Here is a 16,530-nt window from a genome sequence, read left to right on the forward strand (position 1 = left end):
GCGGCCACCAGCGCCTGCGACAGGATCGCGAAGTAGGCGCCCTTGACCTTGCGTTTGAACACGCCGAGACCGAGGATCACCGCGACCAGCACCGGGATGACGACGATGCCCACGATGGTCACCACAGGCGACGCGAACGGTACCCAGTAGCCGGGCAGTTCGGTCAGGCCCGCGGTCTGCATGAAGTCGGGCACATCCTGGCCGCGCAGGTCGGCGTCGGCGATCTTCAGGTGCATCGCCATCATGTAGGCGCCGAGACCGAAGAACACGCCCTGACCGAGGGTGAGCATTCCACCGCGCCCCCACGCCAGACCGATTCCGACGGCGACGATACCGAAGCAGAGGTATTTGCCGAGCTGATTGAGCCGGAAGTCCGACAGCAGCGCCGGAGCGATCGCGAACAGCACGATCGCGGCAATTGCGAAGCCGGCGTACACCTTCCAGCTATTTGCCAGATTGTTTCTCACACCAGACTCCTCGTCCGGACCGTGAACAGGCCCTGCGGTTTGATCTGCAATGCGATCACGATGATGACGAAAACGACGACCTTGGCCACCGATGCGGTGGTGCTGTATTCAATGAATGAATTGAGCAGGCCGAGAGCGAATGCCGCGATCACCGCACCGCGGATCTGGCCGAGTCCGCCGAGGACGACGACCAGGAAGGCGTCCACCAGGTACGACATTCCGGTGTTGGCGCTCGTCGAACCGATCAATGTCAGCGCGACGCCCGCGACGCCCGCCAGCCCCGAACCGACGAAGAAGGTGGTGATGTCGGTGGTGCGGCTCGAAATGCCGCTCGTCTCGGCCAGGTCGCGGTGTTGCACGACGGCTCTGATCCGGCGGCCTGCCGCGGTGTAGCGCATCGCGGCGGCCACCGCGCACACGCAGACCACCGCGAGCACCATGATGAAGATGCGGGTCTTGGGGACGACGGCCCCGAGGATGTCGAACGAGCCGTCGAGCCATCCGGGCGCGTCGACGTACACGGCGGGCGCCCCGAAGATGTCGCGGGCGAGCTGTTGCAGCACCAGCCCGACGCCGAAGGTCACCAGCAAGGTGTCCAGCGGTCTGTCGTACATCCGCTGGATGAGCGTCACCTCCAGCAGCACACCCATCAGGCCGGCGACGATGAATCCGATGACCAGCGAAACCAACAGCGACACATCGGCATTGGAGACGATGTGCTCCTGCACGGTGTACGCGGTGTATGAACCGGCCATGATGAAGGCGCCATGCGCCATGTTGATGACGCCCATCTGGCCGAAAGTGAGCGTCAGGCCCAGTGCCGCGAGCAGCAGGATGGATCCGAGACTCAGACCGGTGAACGTCTGACCTACCAGCGTTTCCACTCCTCTTCCTCTCTACGTCGGTCACCCCGGCAGGGCGACAGGTGGCACTTCGGGCCGGCGCGGCAATGCCCGCACCGGCCCGAAGCGGTCACAGGGTTGTCAGGCCCGCCTTATCCCAGGCCCGTGCTATCCCAGGCCTGTGCTATCCCAGGCCCTTGGCCCAGTCGTAACCCTTGAGGTAGGGGTCCGGATCGATCGGCTTGCCCGAATCCCACACCGTGTAGATCAGGCCGTCGTTGCGGATCTCACCGATCCGGGCGGTCTTGGTGATGTGGTTGTTCTCGCCGTCGATCGTCACGGTGCCCTCGGGCGCGTCGAAGCTCACGCCGCCGGCGGCCTTCTGGACGTCCGGCACCGCGAACGAGTTGGCCTTCTCCACCGACTTCTTCCACAGGTAGACCGAGGTGTAGGCGGCCTCCATCGGGTCGGACGTGGGCTTCTTGGCACCGTACTTGGCCTTGTACGCCTCGACGAACGCCTTGTTGGCAGGGGTGTCGACGGTCTGGTAGTAGTTCCACGCGGTGAGCTGGCCCTCGATGTTCTGGACACCGATGCCGCCCACCTCTTCCTCGGCGATCGACACCGACACGACCGGCATCTTGGCGGGGGTCAGGCCGACGTTCTTGTACTCGCGGAAGAACGCGACGTTGGAGTCGCCGTTGAGGGTGTTGAACACGGCCCCGGCACCGGCCGAACGCACCTTGTTGACGATGGTCGAGAAGTCGGTGGAGCCGAGCGGGGTGTAGTCCTCACCCTTGATCTCGATTCCGTTCGCCTTGGCGTATGCCTTGATGATCCGATTCGCGGTCTGCGGGAAGACGTAGTCACTGCCCACCAGGTAAATGGACTTGACGCCCTTTTCCTTCAGGTAGTCCAGGGCGGGAACAATCTGCTGATTGGTGGTGGCACCGGTGTAGAAGATATTCTTCGACGATTCCAGGCCCTCATACTGGACCGGATAGTACAGGAGGGCGTTCTTGTCCTCGAACACCGGCAGCATCGCCTTGCGGCTCGACGAGGTCCAGCCACCGAACACCGCGGCCACGCAGTCTCCGCTGATGAGCTTCTCGGCCTTCTCCGCGAACACCGTCGGTTCCGACGCACCGTCCTCGCCGACCAACTCGATCTGCTTGCCCAGCACACCGCCGGAGGCATTGATCTGCTCGACCGCCAGCTTGATCGAATCACGAACTGTGACTTCGGAAATCGCCATCGTTCCCGACAGCGAGTTGAGCGAGCCGACCTTGATCTTACTGCCGGAGGTGTCCACGCACGATGCGGCCGACGACGAGCTCTCGTCGTCGGCGGAGGCACCGCAGGCGCTCAGCGCCACAGCCACCACCGACAACGCGGCCGGCAGCGCCAGGGCGAGTCGGCGGGGGCTTCTACGGCGGGACGCACCTGTTCGCGTCGGGAAGTCTGACGGCATAAGGGAGCCTTTCTTGAGCATCTCTGATGACACCGGGTATGCCGCGACTACAACACGGAAAACAATTCCGTCGGTGCAGCATGATCATCTTTGAACACCCGGGGCGGTTCAACCGCGTATACAGGGTTTGTATACAAGAGAGAAAGATAGGGCCGGTGTGTTACCGCCATGTGAATCCACATAAACAACCGGTTTCCGGCTCGTTACCACCAGAATTTTCGAACCATATCTGGTTCGCGAAACAAAAGACCCGCCGGCGACAGTGCCGACGGGTCTTCGCGTCCACGCCGCTCAGGAACGGTCAGCGGTCGGCCCATACCGGCGCCCGTTTGCCGAGAAACGCCGATATCCCCTCCTGCGCGTCGCAGGTGACGGCATTGCCGGCCATCGTCTCCGCCATCAACGCGTAGGCATCGGGTTCGGCGGCGTCGACCTGCGCGTAGAAGGCCCGTTTGCCGATGGACACCGTCGACCGGCTCGAACCGGCGATCCGCAGGGCGAGCCCGCGCACCGTCGAGGCCAGTTCTCCGGGTTCGACGACGTCGTTGACCAGCCCCCAGTCGGCGGCGGTGGCCGCGTCGATCGGATCGCCGGTCAACAGCATCTTCATCGCGCGCTTGCGGCCCACCGCCCGGGTGAGGGCCACCATCGGTGTCGAGCAGAAGAGCCCGATCCGCACGCCGGGGGTACTGAAGGTGGCCTCGGTCGACGCGACGGCGAGATCGCAGGTGGCCACGAGCTGGCAGCCGGCGGCGAATGCGGCGCCGGCCACCTCCGCGATCACCGGACGGTCCAGGTCGTGTACTGCGGTCATCAGCTCCACGCAGGTGTCGAATACGGCGCGTTCGTCCTCCAGCGTGCGGTCGCGCAGTTCGGCCAGGTCGTGGCCGGCGGAGAAGGCCGGCCCCTCGGCGCGCACGATCACCACCCTGACTTCGTCGTTCTCCCCGAGCTCACGCAGGGCCGCGATGATCGCCCGCATCGTGTCGGTCGACAGGGGGTTACGCCGACGTGGAGCGGCCAGGGTGATGATGCCCAGCGGCGCTTCGACGTCCACTGCGACAGGTCCGGGAGTGACTGCCGCCACATCTGCGGGGCCGCTCGCGTGTGTTTCGGTGTGATCCACGTTCATCTACCTTTCTCGGGTGACTCGGACAACCCCAGTCAACAGGGTTTCCGTGCGTATTTCACCCGATCCTGAGCACCGGTTTCAGACGGGTCCAAGTTCCCCGGACCGCGAATCCGAGGACAATCGGCGAGGATTTCTCGGACAAAATCAGGAAATATGAGTGATTGGCTTCACAATTCAATGGTGTTCTGTGTCACATTTTGCTTTCCAGTTCATTTCTTGGCTCATTGACAAATATGTGGGCTACGCAGGCAGTTTACCGAAATACAATCCTGTTATCCGTCTGTTATCGACCCATTGCAGGTCACGAACGTGGCGTGACCCGAACGTTATCAACCGCTAATGTCGTCACCGGTCCGAGAATCGCACCGCCCAACACGGGGCGGACGACAGGAGGAAACAATGACCACCAGCATGAAGAAGTTCGCAGCCCGCGCCGGAATCATCGGCGCCCTGGCCGCGGTTCCCTTCGGTCTGGCGACTGCTACCGCATCTGCCTACGGCCACAACTGGGACGCTGTGGCCGCGTGCGAGAGCGGCGGCAACTGGGGAATCAACACCGGCAACGGCTACTACGGCGGCCTGCAGTTCTCGCCGTCGACCTGGGCCGCCAACGGCGGCTACGGCATGCCTCACACCGCCTCGCGTGAAGAGCAGATCCGCGTCGCCGAGAACACCCTGGCCACCCAGGGCCCCGGCGCATGGCCGACGTGCGGCGCCTACCTGTGAGCCACCCGCTCACCGGATAGACAGCAGCCTGACCGAGGGATCCCCGCGCCCAGCGCAGGGTACTGACCCTCACAGCCACCGAAGGGCGGCCCCGTCACGGGGCCGCCCTTCGGCGTTCCGGCCTCCTCCTCCACAACACCGAGACCCGGTGTCGATCCCGGTCAGGCCGGTCGTACCTGTGCCGTTCTGAGTGCTTTCAGCGCCGTGCGCAGTCCCTTCCGTTTTCCGGTGTCCGGATCGACGCCGAACTCGATCGACATACCCTCCAGAACGTCGAACCGCAGTTCCGACGACGTTTCCGGGGCATCGTCGGATGTCGCCTTGAGCATGCTGTTGGGCAATGACAGCTTGAGGATCGTGCGGAACGTCAGCGCATACTGACGCAGGATCGAGCCCGTCGTGTACGGCAGGTCATATTTCTCGCACAGCAGGCGCACCCGCACACCGATCTCCTCGTACCGGTTGCTCGGCAGATCCGGATACATGTGGTGCTCGATCTGGTGGCTGAGGTTACCGCTCATGAACCGCATCAGCGGTCCGGCGGTGAAATTGGCCGACCCCAGCATCTGCCGCAGGTACCAGCGCGCCTGATCCTCGTTCTCGAACTCCTCGGCGGTGAACTTCTCCGCCCCGTCCGGGAAGTGACCGCAGAAGATCACCATGTACGCCCAGTAGTTGCGGATGATGTTGGCCGTGAAGTTCGCGGTGAGGGTGCTGCGCCAGTTCTTCAGCGACAACGCGGGAAAGATCAGATAGTCCTTGGCAGCCTGCTTGCCCACCTTCTTGCCGACCAGCCGCATATCCTTGGCCGCCTGCGCATACGTCTTCTCCTTGTTGCGCAGTTTCTCCGTCTCGAGGTGGTGCAGGGCCACCCCCACCTCGAAGAACGTGCCGAGCAGGAAGTTGTAGATCGGGTTTCCCAGGTGCCGCAGCTCCCACTCCTGGTCGCGGGTCACCCGCAGGATGCCGTAGCCCACGTCGTCGTCCATCCCGATGACGTTGGTGAACTTGTGGTGCACGAAGTTGTGTGAGTGTTTCCACTGGACCGACGGGCAGGTGTTGTCCCACTCCCAGGTGGTCGAATGCACCTCCGGGTCGTTGAGCCAGTCCCACTGACCGTGCATCACGTTGTGGCCCAGTTCCATGTTCTCGATGATCTTTCCCGCACCGAGCAGCGCCGTGCCCAGCAACCACAGCGGTCTGCGGTTGCTGAACAGCAGCACGACCCTGCCGCCGGCCACCAGCGAACGCTGGATGGTGATGGCCCGCCGGATGTAGCGCGCGTCTTCCTCACCGCGCGCCGCCTCGATGTCACGGCGGATGGCGTCGAACTCGGCGCCGAGGATCTCGATGTCGGCGTCCGTCAGATGTGCGTAGGCATCGATGTCTGTGATGGCCATGTGTCACCCTAGAGGTCGAGCGTGCAGGAGCCGGCGACGGCACTGACGCAGGTCTGGATCCGGTCGCCCTCGCGATGCTCTTCGCCGGTACGCAAGTCGCGGGTATAGCCGGACGTCAATTGCACGACGCAGGTCTGGCAGATACCCATCCGGCAGCCGAACGGCATCTGCACCCCGAGCTCCTCCCCGGCTTCGAGAAGTGTTGTGGCGCCATCAAGTTCGGCTGTCTTACCGGATCTTCCGAAGGTGACGGTGCCACCTTCGCCGCCGTGATCGGTGCGAGCGATTGCGAACCGCTCGATGTGCAGCAGTCCCCGCAGGCCGTTGGATTCGTAGTGCTTTTCCATATCGTCGAGCAGCGCGATCGGGCCGCAGGACCAGCACTGCCGTTCACGCCAGTCCGATACATGTGCGTCCAGTGCGGCCAGGTCGAACTTGCCGTCGGACCGGGTGGCCTGCAACTGCAGGTGATAGCCGTCGACGTCGCGTTGCATCCGTTCGAGCTCATCCCGGAAGATCACGTCATCGAGTGTCGGTGCCGAATGGATATGGATGACATCGGGGACATTGCCGCGTTTGACCAGATGACGCAACATCGACATCACCGGGGTGATCCCGCTGCCCGCTGTGATGAACAGGATCTTCGACGGCAGCGGTTCAGGCAGATGGAAGTCGCCCTTGGGCGCGGCCAGGCGGATGATCGTCCCCGGGGTCACGCCCTCGACCAGATGCGTCGACAGGAATCCGTCGGGGTTGGCCTTGACTGTGATCGAGATCGTCTTGGCCGTCGCCTCCCCGATGGAGGTCAGCGAGTACGACCGCCAATGCCAGCGACCACCGATCTGCAGGCCGATGCCGACGTATTGGCCCGGTTTGTAGGTTTCCGGGAATCCCCATCCGGTCTGGATCCGGACAGTGGCGGTGTCCTCGGTCTCGCGTTTGACCGCGACGACCCGGCCGCGCAACTCGCGGGCCGACCACAGGGGATTGATCAGATGCAGGTAGTCGTCGGGCAGCAGCGGGGTGGTCGCACGCGCTACGAGACCGCGCACGATGTTGTGCTCGGGACGTTTGGCGTCTACGCCGACCGCGGGTCGCTGACTCCATTTCAGCAGGTTCACACGGGTGTCCTCACTATCCGGGGCTGCGGATAGTTCACGACCGTACACCGGAAATGTGGCATCCATCACACATTGCCGAATGTTGCGCCACCCGCCCCTCCGGGGCGGCCTGGGAGTGGAGTTACCTTGCGATGCGTTCGGTGTACTCAGCCCGTGCGCCGGTGTCGTAGTCGAGGAACATCCGGTCGAGACCGGTCGACCGCCGGATGCGCCGTTTCACCCCGGCACCGATCAACGTGTTGCCATGCACCCAGGCCATGGTCTTCGGCGCGGTCACCCGGACACGCGGCTGCGCAATGGTTTTCACGATGATCTCGGCCACGTCGTCGGGTTCGACCGCCTGCACGACGGAGTTGGTCCGTAGGCCGGAGATCAATCCGGTACGGGTGAACGTCGGCAGGACCGCCGACACGCGCACACCCAGTGGGAGCAGCTCGGCGTCGAGCGCCTCGGAGAATTCGATGACACCGGCCTTGACGCCGTTGTAGATGCTGAGCCCCGGCGTCGGCAGACGTCCGGCCACCGACGCGATGTTGACGATATGACCGGATCCGCGGTCGACCATCCGCCGGGCGGCCAGCTGCGAACCCGTGTACACCCCGAGCAGATCGATCTCCACGGTGCGACGGATCAGCGCCGGGTCGTAGTCGAGAAATGCTCCGGCGGGCATGATCCCGGCATTGTTGATCAGGACATCTAGCGGTCCGAGCCGCTCTTGGACTCCGTCGAGCCAGCCTTCGAACGATGCGCGGTCGGTCACGTCCACATGACCACCATCGATCCCGATGTCGGCGGCCGCCTTGGCCACCACGTCGGCATCGACGTCGCCGATCGCCACGACGGCACCGGCCTCGGTGAGCAATTGCGCTGTGCGGAAACCGATTCCACGAGCACCGCCGGTGACCGCGACGATCTTGCCCGCCACCGACGGCGCGGCGGCGCGGCTCCAGGTCTTGCCCATGTCTCCCCTTGATCGTCGTTCGTCAGCGCCGGCGGATGTAGACCGGCATGTTGTCCTTGGGCACCGGCAGCGAGCTGTAGTCCATCGGCACCTCGTAGCCGTCGGGCACCGACCATTCGAATTCGCGCAGCAGCCGGTGCATCACGGTCTTGATCTCCATCTGACCGAAATGCAGCCCGATACATTTGTGTGCTCCACCGCCGAACGGCGCCCACGCCATCCGGTGCCCGCGGTCCTCTTCTCGTTCGGGTGAAAAGCGTTCGGGATCAAAGATATTCGGATTGGTGTAATACGTCGGATCACGATGGTTGGTCTGCTGCAGCACCGCCACGATCGAACCTTCAGGAATGTAGTGACCCAAAATCTGGGTGTCCTTGATCGCCATCCGCGGCAACGCCGGGACCGGTGGGCACATCCGCAGTGATTCGCGCATGATCAGGTCCAGTTCGGTGAACTTGCCCAGTGTGTCGTAGCCGATCTCCGGTTCGAGTTCGAGCGATTGTGCCCGGGCGCGATCCTGCCACTGTGGATTCTTGGCCGTCCAGTACACCATCTGCGACATCGTCATCGTCGAGGTGTCGTGGGCGGCCATCAGGACGAAGATCATGTGGTTGACCACGTCCTCGTCGGTGAATCTGTCGCCGTCCTCGCTCTCGGCGTGGCACAGCGCCGAGAACAGATCGGGGGTCTGCCGGGCGCGCTTCTCGGCGATGTTGGCGTAGAAGAACTCTTCGAGCACCTTGCGCGAACGCAGACCCTTCCACCAGCGCCCACCGGGTACGGGTTTGCGCACGAGGGCGGTGCCCGCCGCGACCGTCTCGATGAACGCCTTGTTCAGCTTGTCGGCCTCCTCGCGCGGTAGCTCGACACCCAGGAACACCTCAAGCGCCACGTCCAGGGTGAGCTGCTTGATCCAGCTGAACATCTCCACCCGGCCGGTCGGCAGCTGATGCACCTGGTCGGCGATCACCGGCTGCATCTCCTGCAGGTAGCCCTTGAGCGCGGTGGGCGTGAACGCCGCCTGCAGGATCCGGCGGTGGTGGCGGTGCTCGTCGAAGTCCATCAGCATGACGCCGCGATGGAAGAACGGGCCGATGAAGTAGCTCCACGCCGGACCGTTGGCGAACGCCTTGTCCTTGTTCATGAGGATCTCTTGCGCCCCGGCGGCCCCGGACACGTTGACGATCTTGAGGCCGAAGGCGTTCATGCCCGAGATCGGACCCATCTGCGCCACACGTTTGGCGGTCTTGGCGTAGGGGTCGCGGCGCGTGGAGAGCACCTCGATCACGCCCGGAATGTTCGAGCACGGGACCGATTTCAATCCGCTGCCGGCGGGTGCCTCGGCAAGGTAGCTGGTCATCTCGGGAACTCCTGATAAGGCGGGCTGCTATTTTCCGTTGTTGATCGGCCGGGGATCGACACCGGTCCGCTCCCAGGCCTCGACCGCCCACGGCGAGTACAGCTTGGCCACCGGCAGCCTGTTGATGACCGGATTCAGCGCCCTGATCAGCGCGGACATCCGGTCGAAGCGCTTCTGCATCCGGCCGTCCCAGTGCAGGTCGCACACATCGCGCATCTGCTGGGGCAGCGTACCGATGACGAGGGTGCGCAGGAGCGAGTTCATCGGAATCGAGGCCACCCGCCACACCGGCGCCGGCACCTGCTTGGGCCGCGGCAGTCCCTTACGCAGGTAACCGGTGGCGTACACGATGGTCTTGGTGGGCACGAAGCGGTCGAGCATCTCGTCCCAGTAGGCGAGGAACTCCTCGTAGGTCTGGGGCTCGGCGCGGTCGTTGACGCCGTACAGCGCGTACCAGCGCTTGCTCTCCTCGAACATCTGCGCCTTCTCGGCGTGGCTGAGGCGCCGGATGAAGGTGTCGGTGACGTAGATGACCTGGTCGACAAAGGTGGCGTGCGCCCAGTAGAACAGTTCCGGATTCATCGCGTGGTACGACGATCCGTCGCTGTCGATGGTGCCCTTGATGTTGCGATGGAAGTCGCGGACCTTGCGGCCCCAGCCGTGCGGATCGGCGCTGTAGACGGTGCTCATGATGGGCGGCACCGTACGCTCGGCACGTCCTTTGAAGTCGGAGAAGATCACCGAATGCTCTTCGACGCCCTTGGCGAGCTGTTCGATGCAGTTCTCGGTACCGGCAACACGCTGGAATCCCAGGATCTGCCGGTTGTCGCCGTAGTACTTCCACACCAGCGAGTTCGGCCCGAGCGGCTCGACCTGGTTCGCCACGGCGGTGGACACCGGCATCGGCCGCGCCTGGCGGACGCCTTCCTCGAAGGACGGGGCGGAGTCGTTCCGCGTGGCCGCATCCCCGGAGAGGACCGTATCGGGTGTGGTGCTGTCAGCGATGGTCACCGAGTTACTCCCAAGCCTCGAACTCTCCGCACCCCGAGCTGTTGGAATAGATCAGAGAGTTTGTTTCTTTGATGCTCAAGATAGCACGTGAGCAGCGGCACAACCAGCCCCGAATCCGTCCCAGCGGTGTGCGGACGCGGAGTCGACCGCATGCCGGGCGTCCTGGTACAACCCACAGGTGCAACCGTCATCTCGCCGCGGGCCCGGCAGGCGCTCCAGGTCTGCCGCAGCGGTCCTGGCGACCGCGATTCTGGCCACCGCTGCGGCGACGTCGACCGCGCCGGCAGTCGCAAACCCGGCAGACCCGTTCCGACCCCTCCTTCACTACACGCCGAAGCGGAACTGGATGAACGATCCGAACGGACTCGTCTACCGGGACGGGCAGTATCACCTTTTCTACCAACACAATCCGTCAGGGCCGGGCTGGGCGAACATGAGTTGGGGGCATGCGGTCAGCCCCGATCTGCGCACCTGGCGCGAACTTCCGGTCGCCATCGGTGGCGACCGTGACGCCCAGATCTACTCGGGCTCAGCCGTGGTCGACCACCACAACACCTCCGGCTTCGGTACCGCCGACAACCCGCCGATGGTGGCGATCTACACCGCCAAGTACCGGAGCGGGCGCCAGACCCAGTCGCTGGCCTACAGCACCGACGGCGCAGCGACGTGGAGCAAGTTCCGCGGCAACCCGGTCGTGGACCGCCGGTCCACGAACTTCCGCGATCCCAAGGTGTTCTGGTACGACGACGGCCCGTCGAAACGCTATTGGGTGATGGTGGCCGTCGAAGCACTCGACCGTAAGGTGGTGCTGTATCGCTCTGACGACCTGAAGAAGTGGCGCCCGCTCAGCGAGTTCGGCCCCCGGGGCGACTACCGCGGCATCTGGGAGTGCCCCGACCTGTTCCCGCTGCCGGTGGACGGCAATCCGGATCGAGTCAAGTGGGTTCTGGTGGTCAGCCACAACCCGGCGACCGTCGACGTACTCCCACCCGCCGCGGACGTATCGCCGAAACTGCTCAAGGGCACCGGCACCCGCTATTTCGTCGGAGATTTCGACGGCGAGCGATTCACCGCCGACGGCCCACCGGAGTTCGTCGACGAGGGCCGAGACTTCTACGCCGGCGTCACCTTCAATGACGCCCCGGCCGGCAAACGGATCATGCTGGGGTGGATGAGCAACTGGCTCTACGCTCAGCAAACGCCGACCGGCCGGTGGCGCGGAGCGATGACCCTGCCGCGTGAGCTGAGACTGCGTACCGTCCACGGGAAACCCGCACTGGTCTCCCGCGTCACTGGTCCACTCGCCACCGGAGGACGAAAGACATACTCCCGCAACGGCATCACCGTCGGACGCGGCGGCATGAGGCTTCCGGTCCGCGCCCGCACCTACCGCGTCCACGCCGAGTTCACCCACCGATCGGCGAAAAGTTTCGGCGTCACCGTGCGTCGCTCGGCCGACGGCACCGAACGCACCCGGATCAGCTATGACGTCGCCACCGGCACCCTGTCGGTGGACCGCACACGCTCGGGAAACATCCTGTTCGGCCCCCTGTTCCCGTCCGTGGAGTCGGTGCGGGTACCGCTCCGCGCAGGTGCCCTCGATCTCGACGTCTACGTCGACACCACGTCGGTGGAGGTGTTCGCACAGCGCGGCACACACGCCATCACCGACCTCGTGTTCCCGAACCCGTCGAGCACCGCGATCTCGGTGGATTCCGACGGTGGCCGGACCCACCTACGCACTCTCACCGTCACCACCATGGACTGACAGTTCGGGTTCATCGGTCGGCTGGCGGCCGGTTCAATGAGCCGAACCGAGGGCCTCCTCGAAATGCGCGAACAACAGAGTAGACGAGAAGTGATGATCGTTCATCGCCGATCTATCAGCGGTCCGGCTGGTTCTCGACGACTGCCACACCGATCTCGACGGTCAGCCCTCCAGGAGAGTCGTGCGGTACGAGGCGGCGAAACGGTCGACGGCAGTGGCGTCGAGGGCGCGGCGGCCGCCGGGGAAGCCAGGGAACATTTCGCGGCCAAGTCCCGCCACGCCGAGGGCGATCGGCACCGTCGGCGAGAGCGGCGGCGGCGAGAACCACGCCTCGGTCACCGCTCCGGCATCGCCGAAGTCCGGGATGGCCAGGCGCCCCAGGTTCGACAGCGCGGTGGTCTCGACGAACTGCCGTTCCACCAGCGGCAGCATCGAGGTGAGTCCGCGCTTGAGTGCCGCGGGCAGCTTGTTGCCGGGTTCCAGGATGTCGACGATCCAGCCGGCGGCGCCGTTCTCCTTCACCAATTGCGTTTCGTCCCGGACGATTTCGGTGGCCGTCGTGAGGTCGGTGACATCGGTGGGCACGAAGATCGTCAGATAGCTCGCGAAATTGGATACCACATGGTTCGACCATTCCTTGGCCCGCAGATTCACCGGCATCAGTACCGACACCGTGTCGGCAGGCTTGACGTCGCGGCCGGCGTTCCAGCCGATGATCGTCAGGGCATGCGCGGCGATCGCGACATCGTTGAGGGTGGCGCCCTTCGGTCGTTTGCCGGAGACCGTCGCCACCTCGTCCGCGGTCAGTTTCAGATGCGACACGATGTGGTCGCGGCCGGTCTGCATGCCGCCCTCCGGAGCGAGCCGCGCGATCCGGCGACGGTTCAGGATGTCCTTGCCCACCTTCGCGACCCGGGGTTTGAGGTCTTCGATGGATCGGGAACCGACCAGCTTGCGCAGGTTGCGGGCATCTTCCAGGGTCGGGCCGTCGAGGTCGATCGGGTCACCGGCGTACGCCTGCGCGATCGACGTGGTGAACCGCATGGCGCTCATCCCGTCGAATGCGGCGTGGTGGCAGTTGAGGATCAGTCGATCCCCACCGTCCTCGCGCACCAGCATCGCGCGGAAGGGCGGACTCGCGGACAGGTCCGGCGACAACGACTGCAACCGGTCCCGGGCCGGTCCGGCAGGCCCGTCAACCACCTCGAGTGCGAAAAAGTCGGCCTCGTCATCGATCTGCCAGGTCAGGGTCCGGGTCCCCAGGGTCGGCGCCCGCAGCCGGGCTCGCGAGAGCGGATGCGCCGCCATCGCCTCCTTGATCGCCCGGGTGAGCTTGTCGGCGTCGAGGCGACCGGCGACCCGGACCTCGAAATGCACCGACATCACCGCATCGTTGGCCAGATTGACAAATGCCTCGTCCAGCGAGGTGACCCTGAGTTCCTGCACGAGGACAGAATGGCAGGTCGGGCAGGAATGCGACGCGGATCGCGTCAACTTTCCGGCGATACGGCCTCCCGCAGGGGCATACGCCCTCGCGGGATGCCGTTCGGCCAGAAAATCTATGGCCTGGCCGGTTCCCGCAGGACGCTGAAGTGACGTACCGTTCCCGACAGTCCGGGCAATTGCTTCGGCGCCGACCAATGGGTCAGGTCGGCACTGTCGGAGTACAGGTACTTGCGTTTGGTGTAGGCGTCGAAGTACATGCGCCACTTGCCGTTCGGCAGTTTCACGACGGCCGGACCCTCCACCTTCGATCCCCAGTTACCGGGCCGCACAAAGGAATACGGTCCCACAAGGGTGGGGGAGACGGCGTGCTGGATGACCTTCCTGGTCTCGTTCTTGGTGAACGCGTGATACCGCGAGCCGACCTTGATCACGGTGGTGTCGATATGGTCGGCGCCGATGCCGAGGATCGGAATCGGCCAACCCCACTGCCGCAGTGAGGAATCGGTGGCGGTGAGCAGATACGGCACAAAGCCGCCGCCAGTGGACAGGGACACGATGATGTTCACCCGGCCACCGTCGACGAACCACTCGGGCGCCCACGCCTTGGTGGTGAACGGCGACAGCGACGGACCTTCATCGAACCCGGCCGACCCGGACAGCGGCGGTGGCGCCGATGAGCCCGTGCCGTCGCCGGTGCCATGCAGGAAGGCGCAGCACAGCGGCAGCGGGATGGTCCGCACATGCTGCCAGGTTCGGCGGTCGGTGCTGCGCGCGATACCGATGGTGGCGCCGGCGGCAGTGGTGTAGACGACGTAGTACCGGCCGTCGGCGTGCCGCATGATGCTCGGGTCCCGTACGTAGCCCGTCGGCGGCCGGTAAGCCGACTTGCGCACCACCGTGAAATCGGTCCCGTCGGCCGACTCGTACACGTCCATGTCGCGGGCACTGTCGTTGCTGAACCCGACCAGCGTGTATCGCCACTGCGGCGTCTCGTCGGCCCTGACGACTCCCGCGGACAAGCACAATCCCGCAGCGGCGAGCAGGGCGGTGAGCACCGCGACGACGGGCCTGCGAATCTCGGTCATCAGCACAGTGTCGCGCATCACCGGGTACCCGCGCCGGGCGACCCCTGCACTACGCGTGCGCCGGCCCGGTCATGATCGTGACGATCTCGGCGGCGTCGAACTCGTTGGGCAGGCCCCACTTCGCTTCGTAGCCGTACACCTCACGCAACGACCTCGCCGACTCGTGGCCTTTGAGGATGTCGAGATCGCCGGTGCTGATCAGTCCCGGATGCGGCACACCGCACGCCTCGGACACCTTGAGCAGGTCGCGCCGCAGCGTCCGGATGTAGTTCTCGGCACGATCGGCCTTGATGGTCGGATCGAGTCCGTGCGCGAGCCACTTGTCCTGAGTGGCGATGCCGGTCGGGCACTTGTCGGTGTGGCATTTCTGCGCCTGCAGACAACCGATCGACATCATCACCTCGCGCGCCACATTCACCATGTCGCAACCAAGTGCGAAGGCGACCACCGCGTTGTCGGGCAGGCCGAGCTTTCCCGACCCGATGAACACCACCCGGTCGGCGATCCCGGCGCGCGCGAACAACTCGTAGACGCGGGCAAATCCGAGGCGGAACGGCAATGCCACGGATTCACTGAAAATCAGTGGGGCCGCTCCCGTTCCGCCCTCGCCACCGTCGACGGTGATGAAATCGACACCGCGGTCGGTCATGCTCATCAGATCGACCAGCTCACACCAGAAGTCGAGATTTCCGACGGCCGATTTGATTCCGACGGGTACCCCCGTCTCGTCGGCGAGCATCTCCACCCAGTCCAGCAGTGAATCGGCACTGTCGAATTCGGTGTGCCGAGACGGGCTCGCACAATCCTGGCCCTCCTCGATACCACGGATCCGGGCAATCTCCGGGGTGACCTTGGCACCCGGAAGCAGGCCGCCCAGACCGGGTTTGGCGCCCTGGCTCAGCTTGATCTCGATGGCCCGGACCGGGTTGGCGGCCACCGTGTCCTTGAGTTTGGCGATGTCGAATCTGCCCGCTTTGTCGCGGCATCCGAAATATGCCGTGCCGATCTGCAGTGTCAGATCCGCACCGTGCAGGTGGTGCGGCGTCAACCCGCCCTCGCCCGTGTTGTGCAGTGCTCCGGCCTGGGCGGCGCCACGATTGATCGCCTCGATCGCTGCCGACGACAGCGAACCGAAACTCATCGCCGACACGTTCACCACCGATGCCGGCCGGAACGCCCCACGACGCTCCCGATGGCCACCGAGCACCTTCGCCGCCGGGATGACGTCGCCGTGCACTCCATGATTGACCTGCGTGGCAGGCGCGATGTCGGAGAACGTGCGGTGCTTGATGATCGGGTAACCCTGGGTGAACTCGGTGTCGTTGTCGGCACCGAACCCGAAGTAGTTGTTCTCCAGCTTCGACGACGCGTAGATCCAGCGCCGCTGATTGCGGCTGAACGGTCGCTCCTCGTCATTGCCGGAGACGATGTACTGCCGCAGTTCCGGCCCGATCTCCTCCAGCAGGTATCGGGCATGGCCGACCACCGGAAAGTTCCGGAGAACAGCATGATGTTTCTGCAGCAGGTCCCAGGCGGCCAGACCCGCTATCGGGGCCAACGGCAACACTTTTGTCCATTTTGATGACATAACCAGCACGCACCTTTCGGGGCTGCGAAAAGCGAACGGTCGGCTGCCATTGTTCACCATCGGGCAACCGCGCGGGCGCCATTGCGCCAACCCGGTCAAGCCGACCGAGTACCCACGAGTACGCGCGCGTCCCTCGGGTCATCGTCGCGTTC

General features: G+C 64.5%; 13 protein-coding genes and 1 pseudogene. 2 read left to right on the forward strand and 12 right to left on the reverse strand.

The window, feature by feature from the left end; translation table 11 throughout:
* The 4 genes and pseudogenes from Q0627_RS16215 to Q0627_RS16230 form a co-directional block, all read right to left on the reverse strand.
* Window positions 1–467 (reverse strand): annotated as a pseudogene (locus tag Q0627_RS16215) (urea ABC transporter permease subunit UrtC); the annotation flags it as partial.
* Window positions 464–1,351: an urea ABC transporter permease subunit UrtB gene (gene urtB, locus Q0627_RS16220; RefSeq protein WP_291017054.1), complete on the reverse strand. Its 888-nt coding sequence runs from the start codon at window positions 1,349–1,351 to the stop codon at window positions 464–466. The pseudogene Q0627_RS16215 and the gene urtB, both read right to left, overlap by 4 nt.
* A gap of 142 nt (window positions 1,352–1,493) precedes the next feature.
* A complete protein-coding gene (gene urtA, locus Q0627_RS16225) occupies window positions 1,494–2,780 on the reverse strand; it encodes an urea ABC transporter substrate-binding protein (RefSeq protein ID WP_298811432.1) in 1,287 nt (428 codons plus the stop codon).
* 301 nt (window positions 2,781–3,081) lie between these two features.
* On the reverse strand, window positions 3,082–3,867 hold the full coding sequence (locus Q0627_RS16230) for an enoyl-CoA hydratase (RefSeq protein ID WP_291017059.1): 786 nt from the start codon (window positions 3,865–3,867) through the stop codon (window positions 3,082–3,084).
* A gap of 444 nt (window positions 3,868–4,311) precedes the next feature.
* Here Q0627_RS16230 and Q0627_RS16235 point away from each other — a divergent pair, with 444 nt between their 5' ends.
* Window positions 4,312–4,638, forward strand: coding sequence for a transglycosylase family protein (locus Q0627_RS16235; protein ID WP_298811435.1), 327 nt, complete (start codon window positions 4,312–4,314; stop codon window positions 4,636–4,638).
* A gap of 161 nt (window positions 4,639–4,799) precedes the next feature.
* On the opposite strand, the gene Q0627_RS16240 is transcribed toward Q0627_RS16235, so the two are convergent.
* The 5 genes from Q0627_RS16240 to Q0627_RS16260 all read right to left on the reverse strand — a co-directional run bounded on the left by Q0627_RS16240 (window position 4,800) and on the right by Q0627_RS16260 (window position 10,383).
* Window positions 4,800–6,038, reverse strand: coding sequence for a fatty acid desaturase (locus tag Q0627_RS16240; RefSeq protein ID WP_291016224.1), 1,239 nt, complete (start codon window positions 6,036–6,038; stop codon window positions 4,800–4,802).
* A gap of 8 nt (window positions 6,039–6,046) precedes the next feature.
* Complete coding sequence (locus tag Q0627_RS16245) at window positions 6,047–7,159, reverse strand: ferredoxin reductase (protein WP_291016223.1); 1,113 nt, start codon at window positions 7,157–7,159, stop codon at window positions 6,047–6,049.
* Between the two features lie 121 nt (window positions 7,160–7,280).
* Window positions 7,281–8,120 carry an SDR family oxidoreductase gene (locus Q0627_RS16250; RefSeq protein ID WP_298811437.1) on the reverse strand — a complete coding sequence of 280 codons (840 nt, stop codon included), beginning with the start codon at window positions 8,118–8,120 and terminating at the stop codon, window positions 7,281–7,283.
* Between the two features lie 22 nt (window positions 8,121–8,142).
* A complete protein-coding gene (locus Q0627_RS16255; RefSeq protein WP_291016221.1) occupies window positions 8,143–9,480 on the reverse strand; it encodes a cytochrome P450 in 1,338 nt (445 codons plus the stop codon).
* Window positions 9,481–9,507: 27 nt separating this feature from the next.
* Entirely contained in the window at window positions 9,508–10,383 is an 876-nt protein-coding gene (locus tag Q0627_RS16260; protein WP_291016226.1) for an oxygenase MpaB family protein, read from the reverse strand.
* Window positions 10,384–10,669: 286 nt separating this feature from the next.
* Between Q0627_RS16260 and Q0627_RS16265 the strand changes: the two genes are divergently transcribed.
* Window positions 10,670–12,259 carry a glycoside hydrolase family 32 protein gene (locus Q0627_RS16265; RefSeq protein WP_291016219.1) on the forward strand — a complete coding sequence of 530 codons (1,590 nt, stop codon included), beginning with the start codon at window positions 10,670–10,672 and terminating at the stop codon, window positions 12,257–12,259.
* Window positions 12,260–12,421: 162 nt separating this feature from the next.
* Here the strand turns inward: Q0627_RS16265 and Q0627_RS16270 are convergent, their stop codons facing one another.
* From Q0627_RS16270 to Q0627_RS16280, 3 genes are all read right to left on the reverse strand, one after another.
* Window positions 12,422–13,705, reverse strand: coding sequence for a condensation domain-containing protein (locus tag Q0627_RS16270; RefSeq protein ID WP_298811441.1), 1,284 nt, complete (start codon window positions 13,703–13,705; stop codon window positions 12,422–12,424).
* 113 nt (window positions 13,706–13,818) lie between these two features.
* The gene (locus tag Q0627_RS16275; protein ID WP_291015052.1) at window positions 13,819–14,790 is read right to left on the reverse strand and encodes a glycoside hydrolase family 43 protein; all 972 of its coding nucleotides are present in this window, start codon (window positions 14,788–14,790) and stop codon (window positions 13,819–13,821) included.
* Window positions 14,791–14,839: 49 nt separating this feature from the next.
* Window positions 14,840–16,378 (reverse strand): FMN-binding glutamate synthase family protein, encoded by a 1,539-nt coding sequence (locus tag Q0627_RS16280; protein ID WP_291015050.1) that lies wholly within the window; start codon window positions 16,376–16,378, stop codon window positions 14,840–14,842.
* Window positions 16,379–16,530 lie beyond the last annotated feature (152 nt).

The organism is uncultured Gordonia sp. (genome assembly GCF_937858515.1).
In the GTDB taxonomy this organism is placed as follows: Bacteria; Actinomycetota; Actinomycetes; order Mycobacteriales; family Mycobacteriaceae; genus Gordonia.